The sequence below is a fragment of the Rathayibacter sp. PhB1 genome (genome assembly GCF_004362935.1).
In the GTDB taxonomy this organism is placed as follows: Bacteria; Actinomycetota; Actinomycetes; order Actinomycetales; family Microbacteriaceae; genus Rathayibacter; species Rathayibacter festucae.
In genome coordinates this window covers 560,696-576,868 of record NZ_SNYD01000004.1, presented here as the reverse complement: position 1 = coordinate 576,868, position 16,173 = coordinate 560,696, and the positions used below count along the sequence as shown (strand labels likewise).

Below are 16,173 nucleotides of genomic sequence, written 5' to 3'. Positions count from 1 at the left end.
ACTACACTCATACCGTTGTAAAGGCTGGTAGGAGTGGTCAGAGATTGCTTGCGTCCACTTTGTGGTTCCCAGAATACGGGCTCCATACCGCGGGTCGTGTTCGCAAAGACACGACCTGCACACCGCACCTTCGGGGCGGATAACTGAACACACGCATGACGTGTGACCCAGATTTGACCACCACCACGCCTCAGGCTGGTGGGTGTGTCTGAGAGGGTTACGGCGGCCATAGCGAGAGGGAAACGCCCGGTCACATTCCGAACCCGGAAGCTAAGACTCTCAGCGCCGATGGTACTGCAGGGGGGACCCTGTGGGAGAGTAGGACACCGCCGGACACCAATTCACGATGGCCACCCAGAAATGGGTGGCCATCGCTGTTTAACCAGAGGTTCCACAGAAGGAGCCATCAGCCGCTCGACGCGGCGCCGTGAGGAGTGACGATGTCCGAGGACCGCACGTCCGGAAGCGAGAGCGTCGAACTCGGCTATCGTCTCGACGACATCGAGCAGTCGCCCTTGGCGTCGCGGGCCGCCGCCTATCTGGAACTGCAGGAGCAGCTGCGGATCCGGCTCGAGGGTGGTGACTCCGCTCGATGACCGACTCCGAGGATCAGCGACTCGACACCGCTCTCGCCTCACGAGGCATCGCTCGATCGCGAGTGCACGCGGCGCGCATGATCGCCGACGGCGTCGTCACCGTGGACGGTGCGCCGGCGCTCAAGCCGTCGATCCGAGTGCGGCCCGAGCAGGAGGTCGCCGTCGCCTCGCTGGACCACTACGTCAGCCGGGCGGCCCACAAGCTGATCGCCGCACTGGACGCCTTCCCCACCGTGCGGGTCGACGGCGCGAACGCCCTGGACGTCGGGGCCTCCACCGGCGGCTTCTCCCAGGTGCTCCTGGAACGCGGAGTCGCGTCGGTGATCGCGCTCGACGTCGGTCACGGGCAGCTGGCGCCGCGGATCCGCTCCGACGAGCGAGTGCACGTCGTCGAGGGCTTCAACGCCCGGGAGATGACGGCGAGCTCGCTCGCGGCGGCCTCCCGAACGGATGTCGTGCCGGACCTCGTCGTCGCCGACGTCTCCTTCATCTCCCTGTCGATGGTGCTGCCGGCGGTCGCCGCCTCCGTCGCGCCGAGTGCCGACTTCGTCGTGCTGGTCAAGCCGCAGTTCGAGGTGGGCCGTCTCGGCATCAAGGAGGGGATCGTCCGCGATCCGGAGCTCCGGCGCGAGGCGCTCTCGGACGTGCTCTGGTCCGCGTGGGACGCGGGACTCGGAGTGGCCGGCCTGATCGCCTCGCCGCTCCCGGGTGGCGCTGGGAATCAGGAGTATCTGGTGCACCTCCACCGCGACCGCGGAACGATTCCGACAGAATGGAGGGACGCGGTCACCGCGCTCACCCTCGGGTGACGCGATCGTGTCCGCCGCCGTCGATCGACCCGAAGGACACCCACTCGATGCAGTCCCCTCCTGGCGAGCGCAACATCCTCGTCATCGCCCACACCGGACGGGCGGACTCCCTCGAAGCGGCGATCCTCGTGGTCGGACGCCTCCGCGGGTCCGGAGCCCGGCCCGTGCTCTGCGCCGACGACAAGGGCGACATCGTCCGCACCGCGCCCGAGCTCAGCGACGTGGCCGTCCTCGGTGCCGACGTCACGCTGGAGGAGATCGAGCTGGTCTTCGTCCTCGGCGGGGACGGCACCATTTTGCGCGCGGCCGAGATCGTCCGGACCGGCACGGCTCCGCTGCTCGGGGTGAACCTCGGCCATGTCGGCTTCCTCGCCGAGAGCGAGCGGGACGACCTCGATGACGCGGTCGCGCGCGCACTCGACGGCGACTACGCCGTGGAGGAGCGGATGACGCTGCACGTGCGCGTCAAGATCGACGACGCCGTCGTCTACGAGACCTGGGCGCTCAACGAGGCGACCGTCGAGAAGGGCAGCCGCGAGCGGATGCTCGAGGTGATGGTCGGCGTCGACGGCCGCCCGCTCTCCAGCTTCGGCTGCGACGGCATCGTCGTGTCGACGCCCACCGGCTCGACCGCCTACGCGTTCTCCGGCGGTGGTCCCGTCGTCTGGCCCACGCTCGAGGCGATGCTGCTCGTGCCGCTCAGTGCGCACGCCCTGTTCGCCCGCCCGCTCGTCGTGGGGCCGGACTCCAGCCTCGCCGTCGAGGTGAAGGAGCGCACCGACGGCGTCGGCGTGCTCTGGGCCGACGGCCGGCGCACCTATGAGCTGCCGCCCGGGGCGCGGGTGGTCTACCGCCGCTCGCCCGTGCCGGTGCGCTTCGCCCGCCTGCACGACGCCCCGTTCACCGATCGCCTGGTGCAGAAGTTCGGTCTCCCCATCCGCGGATGGCGGGGGTCGGCGGAGACGGAGTAGCCGCATGCTCGAGGAGCTGCAGATCCGCGACCTCGGCGTCATCGCCGAGGCGACCCTCCCGCTCGGACCGGGATTCACCGCCGTCACCGGCGAGACCGGTGCCGGCAAGACCATGGTCGTGACCGCCCTGGGCCTCGTGCTCGGCGCGCGCTCCGACGCGTCCGCCGTCCGCTCCGGCAGCAAGCAGGCCTGGGTGTCGGGCCGCTGGCTCGTGCCCGAGGAGGGCGCGGTCGCAGATCGCGTCCACGACGCCGGCGGCGACCTCGACGGACCCGAGCTGCTGCTCGCCCGCTCGGTCTCGGCCGAGGGGCGCGGCCGCGCCGTCGTCGGCGGCCGCAGCGCCCCGGTCAGCGTGCTCAGCGAGCTGGCCGATCAGCTCGTCGTGGTGCACGGGCAGTCGGATCAGATCCGGCTCCGCTCGGCCGCCGCGCAGCGCGACGCGCTCGACCGCTTCGGCGGACCCGAGCTGGGGGAGGCCCTGCGCGACTACGCGAGCGCCTTCGAGCGCTGGCGGGCCAACCGCGAGGAGCTCGACGAGCTGACCACAGCACGCGAGTCGCGGGCACGCGAGGCGGAGCGACTTCGCAGCGCGCTCGCCGAGATCGAGGTTGTCGCCCCGCAGCGCGGCGAGGACGTCGAGCTCTCGACGCAGTCCGAGCGGCTCGGCAGCATCGAGCAGCTGCGCATCGCCGCGGGCGAGGCCCGCGAGGCCGTGTCCTCGGAGGAGCTCGACGGCCGGGACGCCCTGGGCCTCGTCGAGATCGCCCGCCGGGTGCTCGAGCGCGCCGCGGAGCACGACGCGGCACTCGAGCCGCTGACCCAGACCCTCGGCGAGGCGTCGGTGCTGCTCGGCGACGTCGCGGCCGGCCTCTCCTCCTACCTCGCCGAGCTCGACCTCGACGGCGCGCACGACCTCGAGCTGATCGAGAACCGCCGGGCGGAGCTCTCCGCCCTGGCCCGCACCTACGGACCGACCCTCGACGACGTGCTCGACCTGGTCGACTCCTCCGGCCTGCGGCTGCTCGAGCTCGACGGCGACGACGAGCGGATCGCGGCCCTCGAGGCGGACACCGCCGCCGACGCCGATCTGGTCGAGCGGCTCGCCGACCGGCTGACCGAGCTGCGCACCGCGGCCGCCGCCGAGCTGGGTGCGCGGGTGAGCGACGAGCTGACCGCGCTGGCCATGGCCGACGCGCGCCTGCACGTGCAGGTCGGCAGCGCGAGCGAGCCGACGGTGCACGGGCGGGACACGGTCGAGATGCTGCTGCAGCCGCACACCGGGGCCACTCCGCGCGCGCTCGCGAAGGGCGCCTCCGGGGGAGAGCTCTCGCGGGTGATGCTCGCGATCGAGGTGGTCGTGGCGGCGAACGATCCGGTGCCGACGTTCGTCTTCGACGAGGTCGATGCAGGCGTCGGCGGTGCGGCGGCGATCGAGATCGGTCGCCGGCTCGCGCGCCTGGCCGAGACGTCGCAGGTCATTGTCGTGACGCACCTGGCCCAGGTCGCGGCCTTCGCGACCAACCACCTCCGGGTCGAGAAGGGCTCGGACGGCTCGGTCACCTCGAGTGCGGTGACGCAGCTGGACGCTGAAGAGCGGGTCTCCGAGATGGCGCGCCTGCTCTCCGGGCTGACCGACTCCGAGAACGCCCTGGCGCATGCGCGCGAGCTGCTCGAGTCGAGCCGGCGGCGCTGACGACGCGCAGTGCGCCGCCCCCCGACCGGTGCGAAATCGGCGGCGGCGGCGCCCGGAGCCGGTTCTGCTGTTACGGTGGAACCCCGTGGTGGACAATTCGAACTCGGGCCTTTCCTCTTCCTCTTCCGACACTTCTGCGGCCGGGCGCGACACCGCCCCCGCGAAGGTCACGAAGCACATCTTCGTCACGGGCGGGGTCGTCTCCTCGCTCGGCAAGGGCCTGACGGCCGCCAGCCTCGGCAACCTGCTCACCGCGCGCGGACTGCGCGTCGTGATGCAGAAGCTCGACCCCTACCTCAACGTGGATCCCGGGACGATGAACCCGTTCCAGCACGGCGAGGTCTTCGTGACCGACGACGGCGCCGAGACCGACCTCGACATCGGGCACTACGAGCGCTTCCTCGACATCAACCTCAACCAGGCGGCGAACGTCACCACCGGTCAGATCTACTCCCGGGTGATCGCCCGCGAGCGGGCCGGCGAGTACCTCGGCGACACGGTCCAGGTCATCCCGCACATCACCGACGAGATCAAGCGCCGCATGCGCCTGCAGGCCGAGGACGACCCGCAGCCCGACGTGATCATCACCGAGATCGGCGGCACCGTCGGCGACATCGAGTCGCAGCCCTTCATCGAGTCGGCCCGCCAGGTGCGCCACGAGCTCGGCCGCCGCAACGTCTTCTTCGTGCACGTCTCGCTCGTGCCGTTCATGGGCGCCTCCGGCGAGCAGAAGACCAAGCCGACCCAGCACTCCGTCGCCGCGTTGCGCTCGATCGGCATCCAGCCGGACGCGCTGGTGCTGCGCAGCGACCGGCCGGTGTCGGAGTCGAACAAGCGCAAGATCGCGCTGATGTGCGACGTCGACGAGCAGGCCGTGGTCAACGCGAAGGACGTCGCGTCGATCTACGAGATCCCCTCGATGCTCAACGAGCAGGGGCTCGACTCCTACATCATCGACCAGCTCGACCTGTCGGCCGGCGAGGTCGTCTGGGACGGCTGGTCGCAGCTACTCGAGGCCGTGCACGAGCCCAAGCACGAGGTGACCATCGGCCTGGTCGGCAAGTACATCGACCTGCCCGACGCGTACCTCTCGGTCACCGAGGCGCTGCGGGCCGGCGGCTTCGCGCAGCAGACCAAGGTCGTCCTGCGCTGGATCGCGTCCGACGGACTCGAGGACCCGGAGGCGGCCGCGAAGGCGCTCTCCGAGCTCGACGGCATCTGCGTCCCCGGCGGCTTCGGCATCCGCGGCATCGAGGGCAAGCTCGGCGCGCTGCGCTTCGCCCGGGAGAACGGCATCCCCACCCTGGGGCTGTGCCTGGGGCTGCAGTGCATGGTGATCGAGTACGCGCGCAACGAGGCCGGGCTCGAGGGCGCATCGTCCTCCGAGTTCGACCCGGAGACCGAGTTCCCCGTCATCGCGACGATGGCCGAGCAGGTCGAGATCCTCGCCGCCGGCGACATGGGCGGCACGATGCGCCTGGGTCTCTACACGGCCGATCTCGCCGAGGGCTCGATCGTCGCGGAGGTCTACGGAGCGCCGCAGGCGGCGGAGCGCCACCGCCACCGCTACGAGGTGAACAACGGCTACCGCGACCGCATCGCCGAAGCCGGCCTCTGGTTCTCGGGGACGTCGCCGGACGGCAGCCTCGTCGAGTACGTCGAGCTGCCGCGGGAGAAGCACCCGTTCTACGTCGGCACGCAGGCGCACCCCGAGCTGCGCTCGCGGCCGAACAACGCGCACCCGCTGTTCAAGGGGCTCGTGACCGCGGCGCTCGAGCGCCAGGAGGCGTCGCGGCTGTTCCCGGCGTCGGAGGCCGGCTCCGATGACTGACGCGACCGCCGCCGCACACTCGGCCGAGCTGCTCTCGGACGAGCTCGTCGAGCCCGAGATCCTCACCAGTGAGCGCGTCTTCGACGGCATGGTCTGGGGCGTCCGCGCCGAGACCTTCCGCTACGGCGACGGCGAGCTGCGCCGCGAGTTCCTCGACCACACGGGCGCCGTCGCGGTACTCGCCCTGGACGACGAGGACCGCGTCGCGCTGATCAAGCAGTACCGCCACCCCGTGCGCACCCGCGAGTGGGAGATCCCGGCGGGCCTCCTCGACATCGAGGGGGAGGACGCCCTCGTCGCCGCTCAGCGCGAGCTGGGGGAGGAGACCGACCTGCGGGCCGGCCGCTGGGACCTGCTCTCGGAGTTCGCCACCTCGCCCGGCGGCAGCGACGAGGTGATCCGCATCTACCTGGCGCGCGATCTCTCCGACACCGACGCCGCCTTCGAGCGCGAGGCGGAGGAGGCCGACATGGAGCTGCGCTGGGTCGCGCTCGACGAGGCCGTCGACGCCGTGCTCGCACGGCGGGTGCAGAACCCGTCGCTGTGCCTTGCGGTGCTCGCGGCGCACGCCTTCCGTGCGCGCGGCTGGGCCGGGCTCGGCGACGCCTCCTCGCCGTGGACGCGGCACCCGCGGGTCCGCCGGGGGTGACCCCGCCCGCGATCGCCGACGCCTTCCTCCGGCAGGCGAGCGTCGAGCGCGGACTCTCGGCGCACACGATCGCCGCGTATCGGCGCGATCTGGGGCTGTACCTCGGCTGGCTCGAGGAGCGCGGGGTCACCGATCTCGCAAGGCTCCGGCGCTCGGACGTGGGGGACTTCGCCTCCTGGCTCGCCGCGCGGGCCGAGCGGCCGCTCGCGGCGAGCTCGCGGGCGCGCATCCTCTCGAGCGTGCGCGGGCTGCACCGCTTCGCGCTGGAGGAGGGGCACGTCGCCGACGACGTCGCCCACGACGTGCTGCCGCCGAAGCTCCCGATGACGCTGCCCAAGGCGATCACGGTCGAGCAGATGGCGTCGCTGCTCGAGGCGGCCCGGGGCGAGGAGCTGTCGGAGCTGCGCGACCGGGCGCTGCTGGAGCTGCTCTACGCCACCGGCGCGCGCATCTCGGAGGCGGTGGACCTGAGCGTCGACGACGTCTTCGACTCGGAGGTGGTGCGGCTGACCGGCAAGGGCTCGAAGCAGAGGATGGTGCCGCTCGGGAGCTTCGCGCGCGAGGCGGTGCAGGACTACCTGGTGCGGGCGCGGCCCGAGCTGTCGCGACGCGGGCGGGCGACGCCGGCGCTGTTCCTCGGGGTGCGCGGGAGCCGGCTGTCGCGGCAGAGCGCGTGGCTGGTCATCCGCGCGGTCGCGGAGAAGGCGGGGCTGGATCGCGAGATCTCGCCGCACACGTTCCGGCACTCCTTCGCGACGCACCTGCTCGCGGGCGGCGCGGACGTGCGGGTGGTGCAGGAGCTGCTGGGGCACGCCTCGGTGGCGACGACGCAGATCTACACGCTGGTGACGGCGGACACGCTGCGCGACGTGTACACGACGGCGCACCCGCGGGCGCGGCGCTGACGGGGCGGGGCGCTTCATGCTGATCGAGTAGCCCGCGGAGCGGGCGTATCGAGATCCGGCGTTCGAAGGGGGTGGGTCTCGATACGCCGCTGCGCGGCTACTCGACCAGCATGGAGGGGCTGCTGCGCGGCTACTCGACCAGCATGGAGGGGCTGCTGCGCGGCTAATCGACCAGCAGGGGCGCTTCATGCTGATCGAGTAGCCCGCGGAGCGGGCGTATCGAGATCCGCCGGCGTCAGAAGTGGAGTCTGCAGACCCGCCCTGCTGAGGACGGCGGGTCTCGATACGCCCCTGCGGGGCTACTCGACCACCATGGAGGGAGCCGCTGCGGCTGCTCGACCAGCATGGGTCGGGAGCGGTCGGCTCGAGATCGGCGGACGCCGGGGCGGCGGCGGGGACGACGACGGGGTCGCCGGTACACTCGACGGAGGCCGCGCGGGAGCGCACGCCGACACGGGAAGCGAGGCGACGCAGGTGACACGCAAGACGGACGACAAGGCCGAGCTCACCGGTCTCGAAGCCCCGACGCTCGGCCCGACCGGCCGGCCCCTGCGAGACTTCCCGCTCCCGGTGGAGCTGACCGGGCACGGGCCCGCGCGCATCATCTCGCTCTGCAACCAGAAGGGCGGCGTCGGCAAGACGACGACGACCATCAACCTGGGCGCGACGCTCGCCGAGTACGGCCGCCGCGTGCTGGCCATCGACTTCGACCCGCAGGGCGCGCTGTCCGCGGGGCTCGGCGTCGCCACCTACGACGCGATCACGATCTACGACCTGCTGCTCGGCACCGTCAAGGACCCGAGCGAGGCGATCCGTCCGACCCGCGTCCCCGGCCTCGACATCATCCCCGCGAACATCGACCTCTCGGCCGCGGAGGTGCACCTCGTCAACGAGGTCGCCCGCGAGACGATCCTGGCCCGCGTGCTGCGCAAGGTCAGCGCGGACTATGACGTGATCCTGATCGACTGCCAGCCGTCGCTGGGCCTGCTCACCGTGAACGCGCTCACCGCGAGCCACGGCGTGCTCATCCCGCTCGAGTGCGAGTTCTTCGCGCTGCGCGGCGTCGCGCTGCTGATCGAGACGATCGACAAGGTCCGCGACCGGCTCAACCCGGTGATCGAGCTCGACGGCATCCTCCCGACCATGTACGACTCGCGCACGCTGCACTCGCGCGAGGTGCTCGACCGGGTGGTCGACGCCTTCGGCGACAGCGTGCTCGAGACGGTGATCGGGCGCACGGTGAAGTTCCCCGACGCGAGCGTGTCGGGGGTGCCGATCACCACGTTCGCGCCGGAGCACAACGCTGCGAAGGCGTACCGCAAGCTCGCCAGGGAGCTGATCTCGCGTGGCGCGGTCGCCTGAGGCGCTCCTGCTCGACCAGGAGGCGGACACCGCCCCCGTCTCCCGCGGCTTCACCGTCGCGCTGTCGAACTTCGAGGGGCCCTTCGACCTCCTGCTGAGCCTGATCGCGAAGCAGCAGGTCGACATCACCGAGATCGCGCTGAGCGCGGTGACGGACGAGTTCCTCTCCTACCTGCACGGCATCGACACGGCCGAGGGGCTCGACCGCGCCTCGGAGTTCCTGGTCGTCGCGGCGACCCTGCTCGACCTGAAGATCGCCGGGCTCCTGCCGCAGGGCGAGCTGGTCGACGCGGAGGACGCGGCGATGCTCGAGGCGCGCGACCTGCTCTTCGCCCGGCTCCTGCAGTACCGCGCCTTCAAGCAGGTGTCGGCGTGGTTCGCCGAGCGGATCGACGCCGAGACCGGCCGGCACGTGCGCCAGGTTCCGCTCGAGGAGGAGTTCCGCGCGAAGAAGCCGGAGCTGGTCTGGACGCTCTCGCCCGAGGACTTCGCGGCGCTGGCCGCCTTCGCGCTCGCACCGCGCGAGATCCCGACCGTGGGCCTCGACCATCTGCACGCGCCGCTGATCAGCATCCGCGAGCAGGCCGCGTACATCGTGGCCGTGCTGCGCGAGCGGACGACGGCGACCTTCCGCGAGCTCGTCACCGATGCGGACGAGAAGGGCGTGATCGTGGCGCGCTTCATCGCGGTGCTCGAGCTCTACCGGCACGCGGCGATCGCGTTCGAGCAGCCGGAGCCGCTCGGCGAGCTGACCCTGCAGTGGGTGGCCGAGAACTGGTCGGACGCGAGCCTCGCGCACCTGGGGGCCGACTATGACCAGTGAGCCCACGAGCACCGACTCCACGACCGTCGCCGGTCCCGGCACCGTCGCGTTCGAGATCGACCGCGCCGTCGAGGCGATCCTGATGATCGCGGACGAGCCGCAGTCGCTCGCCGCGCTCGCCACGGCGCTCTCCCGGCCGATCCCCGTCGTCCGGCAGGCGGTCGAGCGCCTCGCCGCGGACTTCGACGGCGCGGACGGCGGCATCCGCCGCGGCTTCGAGCTGCGCGAGGTCGGCGGGGGCTGGCGGGTCTACGTGCGCCGCGAGTACGACTCCGTCGTCTCGGACTTCGTGCTCACCCAGAACCCGACCAAGCTGTCGCAGGCGGCCCTCGAGACGCTCGCGGTCATCGCCTACAAGCAGCCGATCTCGCGCGGCCAGGTCGCGCAGATCCGCGCGGTCAACGTCGACTCCGTCGCGCGCACCCTCCTCGGCCGCGGCCTGATCGCGGAGGTCGGCAGCGACCCCGAGACCGGCGCGGTCCTCTACGGCACCACCGAGCAATTGCTCGTCCATCTCGGCCTCGCCTCGCTCGACGAGCTGCCGAAGATCTCCCCCCTACTGAGCGACGGACGGAACGGATTCGATGAGCGCGGCTGACCTGCCCGAGGGCGAACGACTGCAGAAGGTCCTCGCGGCCGCGGGGGTCGCCTCCCGCCGCGTCGTCGAGGAGATGATCGTCGCGCGGCGGATCCGCGTGAACGGCGAGGTCGCGAGCGAGCTCGGCCGCCGCATCGACCCGGAGAACGACCGGATCGAGGTGGACGGCGTCGCCGTGCAGCTGGACACCTCGCGGCGCTACGTGATGCTGAACAAGCCGGTCGGCGTCGTCAGCTCGCTGTCGGACGAGAACGGCCGGCCGGACCTGCGGACCTACACGCAGAACTTCGAGGAGCGGCTGTTCAACGTCGGCCGCCTCGACTCCGAGACTTCGGGTCTCCTGGTGCTGACCAACGACGGCGAGCTGGCGCACGTGCTCGCGCACCCGTCGTTCGGCGTGACGAAGACCTACATCGCGAAGGTGCACGGGCAGGTGCTGCCGCAGACGATCGCGGCGCTGACCGCCGGCGTCGAGCTGGAGGATGGCACGGTCGCGGCCGACAAGGCGCGGCTGCTCGGCCGGCCGGAGGGGCGCTCGAACGCGTCGCTCGTCGAGATCACGCTGCACTCCGGGCGCAACCGCGTCGTCCGGCGGATGATGGCGGCCGTCGGGCACCCGGTGCTCGAGCTGGTGCGCCGGCAGTTCGGCCCGCTGCACCTGGGCTCGCTGCGGTCCGGCGACCTGCGCGACCTGACCCGCGACGAGCTGGGTGCGCTGCTGACCATCTCGCGCCAGGGCGGCGAGGCGCCGGTGGAGAAGCCGGAGCCGACGCGTCAGGCGAGCGCGGGCGCGCGGCGGCCGCGGCCGCAGACCGCGGACGACCGGGGGACCGAGGGGCGCGGGGAGCGGCGGACCGAGGAGCGCTCGGTGCGGCGCTCGGAGGAGCGGCCGGTGCGGCGGTCCGAGGAGCGGCCTGAGCGTCGCTCTGACGACCGGCCCGTGCGTCGTTCCGACGAGCGGCCTGGGCGGCGGTCGGACGACCGTCCGGTGCGGCGGTCGGAGGACCGTCCCGTGCGCCGGTCGGAGGACCGACCTGAGCGTCGTTCGGACGATCGCCCCGTGCGTCGCTCCGAGGAGCGGCCCGAGCGTCGCGCCGACGACCGCGGCGAGCGTCGCTCGGACGAGCGCCGTCGTGACGAGCGCCCGCGCGAGCGTCCCTCCGATGCGCTGCGCGCCGACGACCGCGCGACGCCGCCGCAGGACCGGCGACGCCCCTCCGCGAACAGCGCCGAGCGGCCCGACTCCGGTGTGCGGCGCAGCGGCCAGGACAAGCGGCGTCGGCCTGATCGGTAGGCTGTCGGGGTGAACGAGCTCCTGCACCCCGCCCCGCCCGCGATGCGGACGACGGGGACGGTGCGGGTGGTCGGCTCCGGCCTGCTCGGCGCGTCGATCGGCCTGGGCCTCGCCTCGCGCGGGGTCGACGTCGTCCTCGACGACGCCTCGCCCGCCAGCCTCTCGCTCGCCATCGACTACGGGGCCGGCCGCGCCGCGACCGCCGACGACCGGCCCGTGCTGATCGTGGCCTGCGTGCCGCCGGACGTCGTCGCCGGCGTCGTCGAGCGCGAGCTGGCCGCGTTCCCCGAGGCGGTCGTCACCGACGTGGCGAGCGTCAAGATGCAGCCGCTGCGCGAGCTGCGCGCCCGCGGCCTCGACCTCAGCCGCTACATCGGCTCGCACCCGATGGCCGGTCGGGAGCGCGGTGGTCCGGTGGCGGCCCGCGGCGACCTCTTCGTCGGCCGGCCCTGGGTGATCTGCCGGGACGGCGAGACGCCGCCCGAGGCGCTCGCCCGGGTCGAGGCGCTCGCGCTCGACCTCGGCGGCTCGATCATCGAGATGGGCCCGGAGGAGCACGACCGCTCGGTCGGCCTCGTCTCGCACGCGCCGCAAGTGATCTCCTCCCTGCTCGGGCAGCGCCTCGTCGACGCGCCCAACGACACCCTGCGGCTCGCGGGTCAGGGCGTCCGCGACGTCTCGCGGCTCGCCGCCTCCGCGCCGGAGCTGTGGGTGCAGATCCTCGGCGCGAACCGCGAGCACGTGGTCGCCGTGCTCGACGCCTTCCGCGACGACGTCGCCGCGGTCGCCGACGCGTTGCGCGACCTCGACGCCCCGGGTGCCCGCCGCTTGCTCGCCGAGCACCTCGCCGCGGGCAACGCCGGCGTCGCCCGGCTGCCCGGCAAGCACGGCCAGGACCAGCGCTTCTCCACCCTGATCGTCCTCGTCGACGACACCCCGGGCACTCTCGCCCGGCTGTTCGTCGAGATCGGCGAGGCCGGGGTCAACCTGGAGGACGTGCGCCTCGAGCATGCGGAGGGGCGCCGCGTGGGCCTCGCCGAGATCTCGGTGGTGCCGGAGGCCGTCGGCCCGCTGACCGAGGAACTGACCGCACGCGGCTGGAGGATCGCCGGATGAGCACGGAGCAGAACAGGCAGGAGGGCGGCTTGAACCGGATGACGCCCGCCCGCCGCGCCCAGCAGAGCATCCCGGAGGACGGGGGAGCGGCGCCCGAGCGCGCGAGCGGCTCGCACACCGACGACGTGCCCGACTTCGGCGACGCCGTCGTCGTCGCGATCGACGGACCGGCCGGCAGTGGCAAGTCGAGCGTCTCGCGCGAGGCGGCCCGACGGCTCGACTTCGAGTTCCTCGACACCGGCGCCGCGTACCGCGCGCTCGCCTGGCACGGCCTCGACACCGGGCTCGACTTCGCCGACGAGAACGCGATCGTCGACGCGCTCGACGGCTTCGACTACTCCATCGGCACCGACCCCGAGTCGTACTCCGTCTGGGTCGGCCGGACCGAGGTGACCGCGGCCATCCGCGAGCCCCGGGTGACCGGTCAGGTCTCGGCCGTGGCCAAGGTCCCGGAGGTGCGCCGGAGGATCACGCTGCTGTTCCGCCGCATCATCGGCGAGACCCGGAAGGCCGGCATCATCGTCGAGGGGCGCGACATCACGACGGTCGTGGCGCCGACCGCCGGGGTGCGGATCCTCCTGACGGCGAGCGAAGAGGCTAGGATGGCGAGGCGTTCGCGCGAAGTCACCACGCAATCCGCTGAAGCGACGGGTCAGGCACTGCGGTCCAGGGACCGCGCCGACTCCCAGGTGGTGGACTTCATGAACGCCGCAGACGGAGTCACTCTTCTCGACTCCACTCACCTCGACTTCGAGCAGACCGTCGATGCGGTCATCGCCGAGGTCCGAACTTCGAGAGCAAGGGCCGATCATGGCACAGGACACGCACGTCGGTGACGACGAGCTGAACTTCGGAGACGACGACCTCGTCGAGCGCCTCGGCGACCTCGACGAGCAGCTCGCCTCCTCGCGCGCCCAGGCGCTGCGCAGCGGACTCGAGGACTACGACCTCGACGAGGAGGACCGCGACCTCCTCGAGTACGCCACCGAGGACCCCGACGAGGTGCGCTACCTCCCGGCGCTGCCGGTCGTGGCGATCGTCGGCCGTCCCAACGTCGGCAAGTCGGCGCTGGTCAACCGCATCCTCGGCCGCCGCGAGGCCGTCGTCGAGGACACCCCGGGCGTCACCCGCGACCGCGTCTCGTACAAGGCCGACTGGCTCGACCGCCAGTTCACCGTCGTCGACACCGGCGGCTGGGAGCCCGACGCCCGCGGCATCGACGCCTCCGTCGCGATGCAGGCCGAGATCGCGATCGACCTCGCCGACGCCGTGATCTTCGTCGTCGACGCGAACGTCGGCGCGACCGCGACCGACGAGCACGTCGTGAAGCTGCTCCGCAAGACCAGGAAGCCCGTGTTCCTCGCGGCCAACAAGGTCGACGACGTGCGCCAGGAGCCGAACGCCGCCTCGCTGTGGTCGCTCGGCCTCGGTGAGCCCCACCCCGTCTCGGCCGTGCACGGCCGCGGCGTCGCCGACCTGCTCGAGACGGTGCTGGAGAAGCTGCCGCTCGAGTCGCTCGTCGCCAAGCGCGAGGTCGGCGGCCCGCGCCGCGTCGCGATCCTCGGCCGCCCGAACGTCGGCAAGTCCAGCCTGCTGAACAAGGCCGCGGGGGAGGAGCGGGTCGTCGTCAACGAGCTGGCCGGCACCACCCGCGACCCGGTCGACGAGCAGGTCGAGATCGCCGGCAAGATCTGGCGCTTCGTCGACACGGCGGGCATCCGTCGCCGCGTGCACCTTCAGCAGGGCGCCGACTTCTATGCGTCGCTGCGCACCTCGACCGCGCTCGAGAAGGCGGAGGTCGCGGTCGTCGTGATCGACGTCTCCGAGCCGATCTCGGAGCAGGACGTCCGCATCATCGACCTGGTGCTCGAGTCGGGCCGCGCGCTCGTTCTCGCCTTCAACAAGTGGGACCTCCTCGACGACGAGCGCCGCCGCTATCTCGAGCGCGAGATCGAGAAGGACCTCGCGCACGTGGCGTGGGCGCCGCGCGTCAACATCTCGGCCAAGACGGGCCGTCACCTCGAGAAGCTCGTGCCCGCGCTCGAGCTCGCCCTCGAGTCCTGGGACACCCGGATCCCGACCGGCAAGTTCAACGCGTTCCTCGCCGAGCTCACCGCGGCGCACCCGCACCCCCTGCGCGGCGGCAAGCAGCCCCGCGTGCTGTTCGGCACCCAGGCGTCCTCGCGCCCGCCGACATTCGTGCTGTTCACCACCGGCTTCCTCGACCCGGGCTACCGCCGCTACATCGCGCGCCGCCTGCGCGAGATCTACGGCTTCCAGGGCTCACCGGTGAACGTCAACATGCGCGTGCGGGAGAAGCGCGCGCGCTGACACGTTCTGTCGCGGCGGCTCCGGCTCGTCGTTCCGCGTCCGGCTCGTCGGGATCCTCGGATCCCGCGAGCCGGACGCGTTTCTGCGTGCCGGAGGTCGACCGCGAGGGCTGCTGACGTTGGACGGTCTCGATACGCCCCTGCGGGGCTACTCGACCAGCATGGGTCGAAGCTTGCTGATCGAGTAGCCCGCGCAGCGCGGCGTATCGAGATCCGCCCCCGCCCGCGCATCCGGCGATCGATCGGTCAGGAACGGTCGTGCTCCGCGCGCCGACCCGACCACTCGTGACGGATCGATGCCCGCGGGCGTCAGTCCTGCGTGGCGAACGGCCACCAGGACGGCAGCAGCCGCCGGTACGCCGCGAGGTAGGTCTCGGGAGTGCGCGGCTCGGGGAGCCGCAGCCACGCCTCCATCAGGCCGGTCGAACCGGCGGCGAGGAAGGAGGCGGTGCCGTCCGCGAGGAACGGGGTGATGTCGTCGCCGTCGGGCAGCTGCAGCGTCCCGGTCTCGAGCGTCGCGAGGACGGCCGCGCGGAAGTGCAGCGCGAGCATCGCACGGACACCCGAGTCGCCGCCGGGAGCGTCGAACGCGCGCAGGTAGAGGTCGCGGCGCGTCTCGAGGTGACCGAGGATCCGCGCCGTGCCCTGGCGGATGGTCGAGTCGGTCGCCGCCCCCGCTCGGAGGGTGTCGAGATACTCGTCGCGGATCGCGTCGAGCTCGTCGGCGAGTGCCGCACAGAGCAGCTCGGCGGCCGAGGTCGCGTGCGCGTAGAAGGTGGAGCGGTTGACGCCGGCGCGGTCGGTGATCTCGGAGACCGTGAGGCTGGAGACGTCTCTGGCAGTCGCCAGATCGATGATGGCTCGGTGCAGGGCCACCTGCGATCGCTTCTGCCGCGCGTCCACTGCTGCTGCCTCCTGTAGGGCGCTCGCTCCGGTCCGCCCGGCGCGCGCCGCCTCAGCGATTCTACGGGCGCCGAGCGTCGGTCGTTTTCACTCTCGGCCCCGCGATCCGCTAAGGTAGTCGAGTTGCCCGGGCCTCGGTCCGGACTGCCACGGGCTGTGGCGCAGCTTGGTAGCGCACTTGACTGGGGGTCAAGGGGTCGCAGGTTCAAATCCTGTCAGCCCGACAGAAAGCCCTGATGAGACGTCCGTTCGCGGACAGCACTCGTCAGGGCTTCGTCGTTTCTGGCGCCGCC

At 72.0% G+C, this 16,173-nt stretch carries 14 protein-coding genes, 1 tRNA gene, 1 rRNA gene and 1 pseudogene; 16 read left to right on the top strand and 1 reads right to left on the bottom strand.

Annotated features, from left to right (window positions below):
* Window positions 1–218 precede the first annotated feature (218 nt).
* The 15 genes and pseudogenes from rrf (at window position 219) to der (ending at window position 14,978) form a co-directional block, all read left to right on the top strand.
* A 5S ribosomal RNA gene (rrf, locus tag EDF17_RS13125) occupies window positions 219–335 on the top strand.
* A gap of 105 nt (window positions 336–440) precedes the next feature.
* A complete protein-coding gene (locus tag EDF17_RS19900) occupies window positions 441–596 on the top strand; it encodes a hypothetical protein (protein WP_166649674.1) in 156 nt (51 codons plus the stop codon).
* Window positions 593–1,405, top strand: a complete 813-nt coding sequence (locus EDF17_RS13120) for a TlyA family RNA methyltransferase (protein ID WP_123446035.1) — start codon at window positions 593–595, stop codon at window positions 1,403–1,405. Before EDF17_RS19900 ends, EDF17_RS13120 begins: the two co-directional genes overlap by 4 nt.
* Window positions 1,406–1,452: 47 nt before the next feature.
* Window positions 1,453–2,376 (top strand): NAD kinase, encoded by a 924-nt coding sequence (locus tag EDF17_RS13115; protein ID WP_123446532.1) that lies wholly within the window; start codon window positions 1,453–1,455, stop codon window positions 2,374–2,376.
* A 4-nt stretch (window positions 2,377–2,380) separates the two neighbouring features.
* Complete coding sequence (gene recN, locus EDF17_RS13110) at window positions 2,381–4,069, top strand: DNA repair protein RecN (RefSeq protein WP_123446036.1); 1,689 nt, start codon at window positions 2,381–2,383, stop codon at window positions 4,067–4,069.
* 85 nt (window positions 4,070–4,154) lie between these two features.
* Window positions 4,155–5,900 carry a CTP synthase gene (locus EDF17_RS13105; RefSeq protein WP_123446037.1) on the top strand — a complete coding sequence of 582 codons (1,746 nt, stop codon included), beginning with the start codon at window positions 4,155–4,157 and terminating at the stop codon, window positions 5,898–5,900.
* Window positions 5,893–6,549, top strand: a complete 657-nt coding sequence (locus tag EDF17_RS13100) for an NUDIX hydrolase (RefSeq protein ID WP_123446038.1) — start codon at window positions 5,893–5,895, stop codon at window positions 6,547–6,549. Before EDF17_RS13105 ends, EDF17_RS13100 begins: the two co-directional genes overlap by 8 nt.
* The gene (gene xerD, locus EDF17_RS13095) at window positions 6,516–7,454 is read left to right on the top strand and encodes a site-specific tyrosine recombinase XerD (protein ID WP_243732886.1); all 939 of its coding nucleotides are present in this window, start codon (window positions 6,516–6,518) and stop codon (window positions 7,452–7,454) included. The genes EDF17_RS13100 and xerD overlap by 34 nt, the downstream gene beginning before the upstream one ends.
* Window positions 7,455–7,928: 474 nt before the next feature.
* The gene (locus EDF17_RS13090; RefSeq protein WP_123446039.1) at window positions 7,929–8,816 is read left to right on the top strand and encodes a ParA family protein; all 888 of its coding nucleotides are present in this window, start codon (window positions 7,929–7,931) and stop codon (window positions 8,814–8,816) included.
* The gene (locus EDF17_RS13085; RefSeq protein WP_123446040.1) at window positions 8,800–9,639 is read left to right on the top strand and encodes a ScpA family protein; all 840 of its coding nucleotides are present in this window, start codon (window positions 8,800–8,802) and stop codon (window positions 9,637–9,639) included. Before EDF17_RS13090 ends, EDF17_RS13085 begins: the two co-directional genes overlap by 17 nt.
* The gene (scpB, locus tag EDF17_RS13080; RefSeq protein ID WP_123446041.1) at window positions 9,629–10,237 is read left to right on the top strand and encodes an SMC-Scp complex subunit ScpB; all 609 of its coding nucleotides are present in this window, start codon (window positions 9,629–9,631) and stop codon (window positions 10,235–10,237) included. Before EDF17_RS13085 ends, scpB begins: the two co-directional genes overlap by 11 nt.
* Window positions 10,224–10,973, top strand: a pseudogene (locus EDF17_RS20310) (pseudouridine synthase); the annotation flags it as partial. The gene scpB and the pseudogene EDF17_RS20310, both read left to right, overlap by 14 nt.
* A 600-nt stretch (window positions 10,974–11,573) precedes the next feature.
* The gene (locus EDF17_RS13070) at window positions 11,574–12,647 is read left to right on the top strand and encodes a prephenate dehydrogenase (protein ID WP_123446534.1); all 1,074 of its coding nucleotides are present in this window, start codon (window positions 11,574–11,576) and stop codon (window positions 12,645–12,647) included.
* Window positions 12,644–13,483 (top strand): (d)CMP kinase, encoded by an 840-nt coding sequence (cmk, locus tag EDF17_RS13065; RefSeq protein WP_243582657.1) that lies wholly within the window; start codon window positions 12,644–12,646, stop codon window positions 13,481–13,483. The genes EDF17_RS13070 and cmk overlap by 4 nt, the downstream gene beginning before the upstream one ends.
* A complete protein-coding gene (der, locus tag EDF17_RS13060) occupies window positions 13,458–14,978 on the top strand; it encodes a ribosome biogenesis GTPase Der (RefSeq protein ID WP_123446043.1) in 1,521 nt (506 codons plus the stop codon). The genes cmk and der overlap by 26 nt, the downstream gene beginning before the upstream one ends.
* 308 nt (window positions 14,979–15,286) lie before the next feature.
* On the opposite strand, the gene EDF17_RS13055 is transcribed toward der, so the two are convergent.
* Window positions 15,287–15,853 (bottom strand): TetR family transcriptional regulator, encoded by a 567-nt coding sequence (locus tag EDF17_RS13055; RefSeq protein WP_159422433.1) that lies wholly within the window; start codon window positions 15,851–15,853, stop codon window positions 15,287–15,289.
* 177 nt (window positions 15,854–16,030) lie between these two features.
* Between EDF17_RS13055 and EDF17_RS13050 the strand changes: the two genes are divergently transcribed.
* Window positions 16,031–16,104 (top strand) — tRNA-Pro (locus EDF17_RS13050).
* Window positions 16,105–16,173 lie beyond the last annotated feature (69 nt).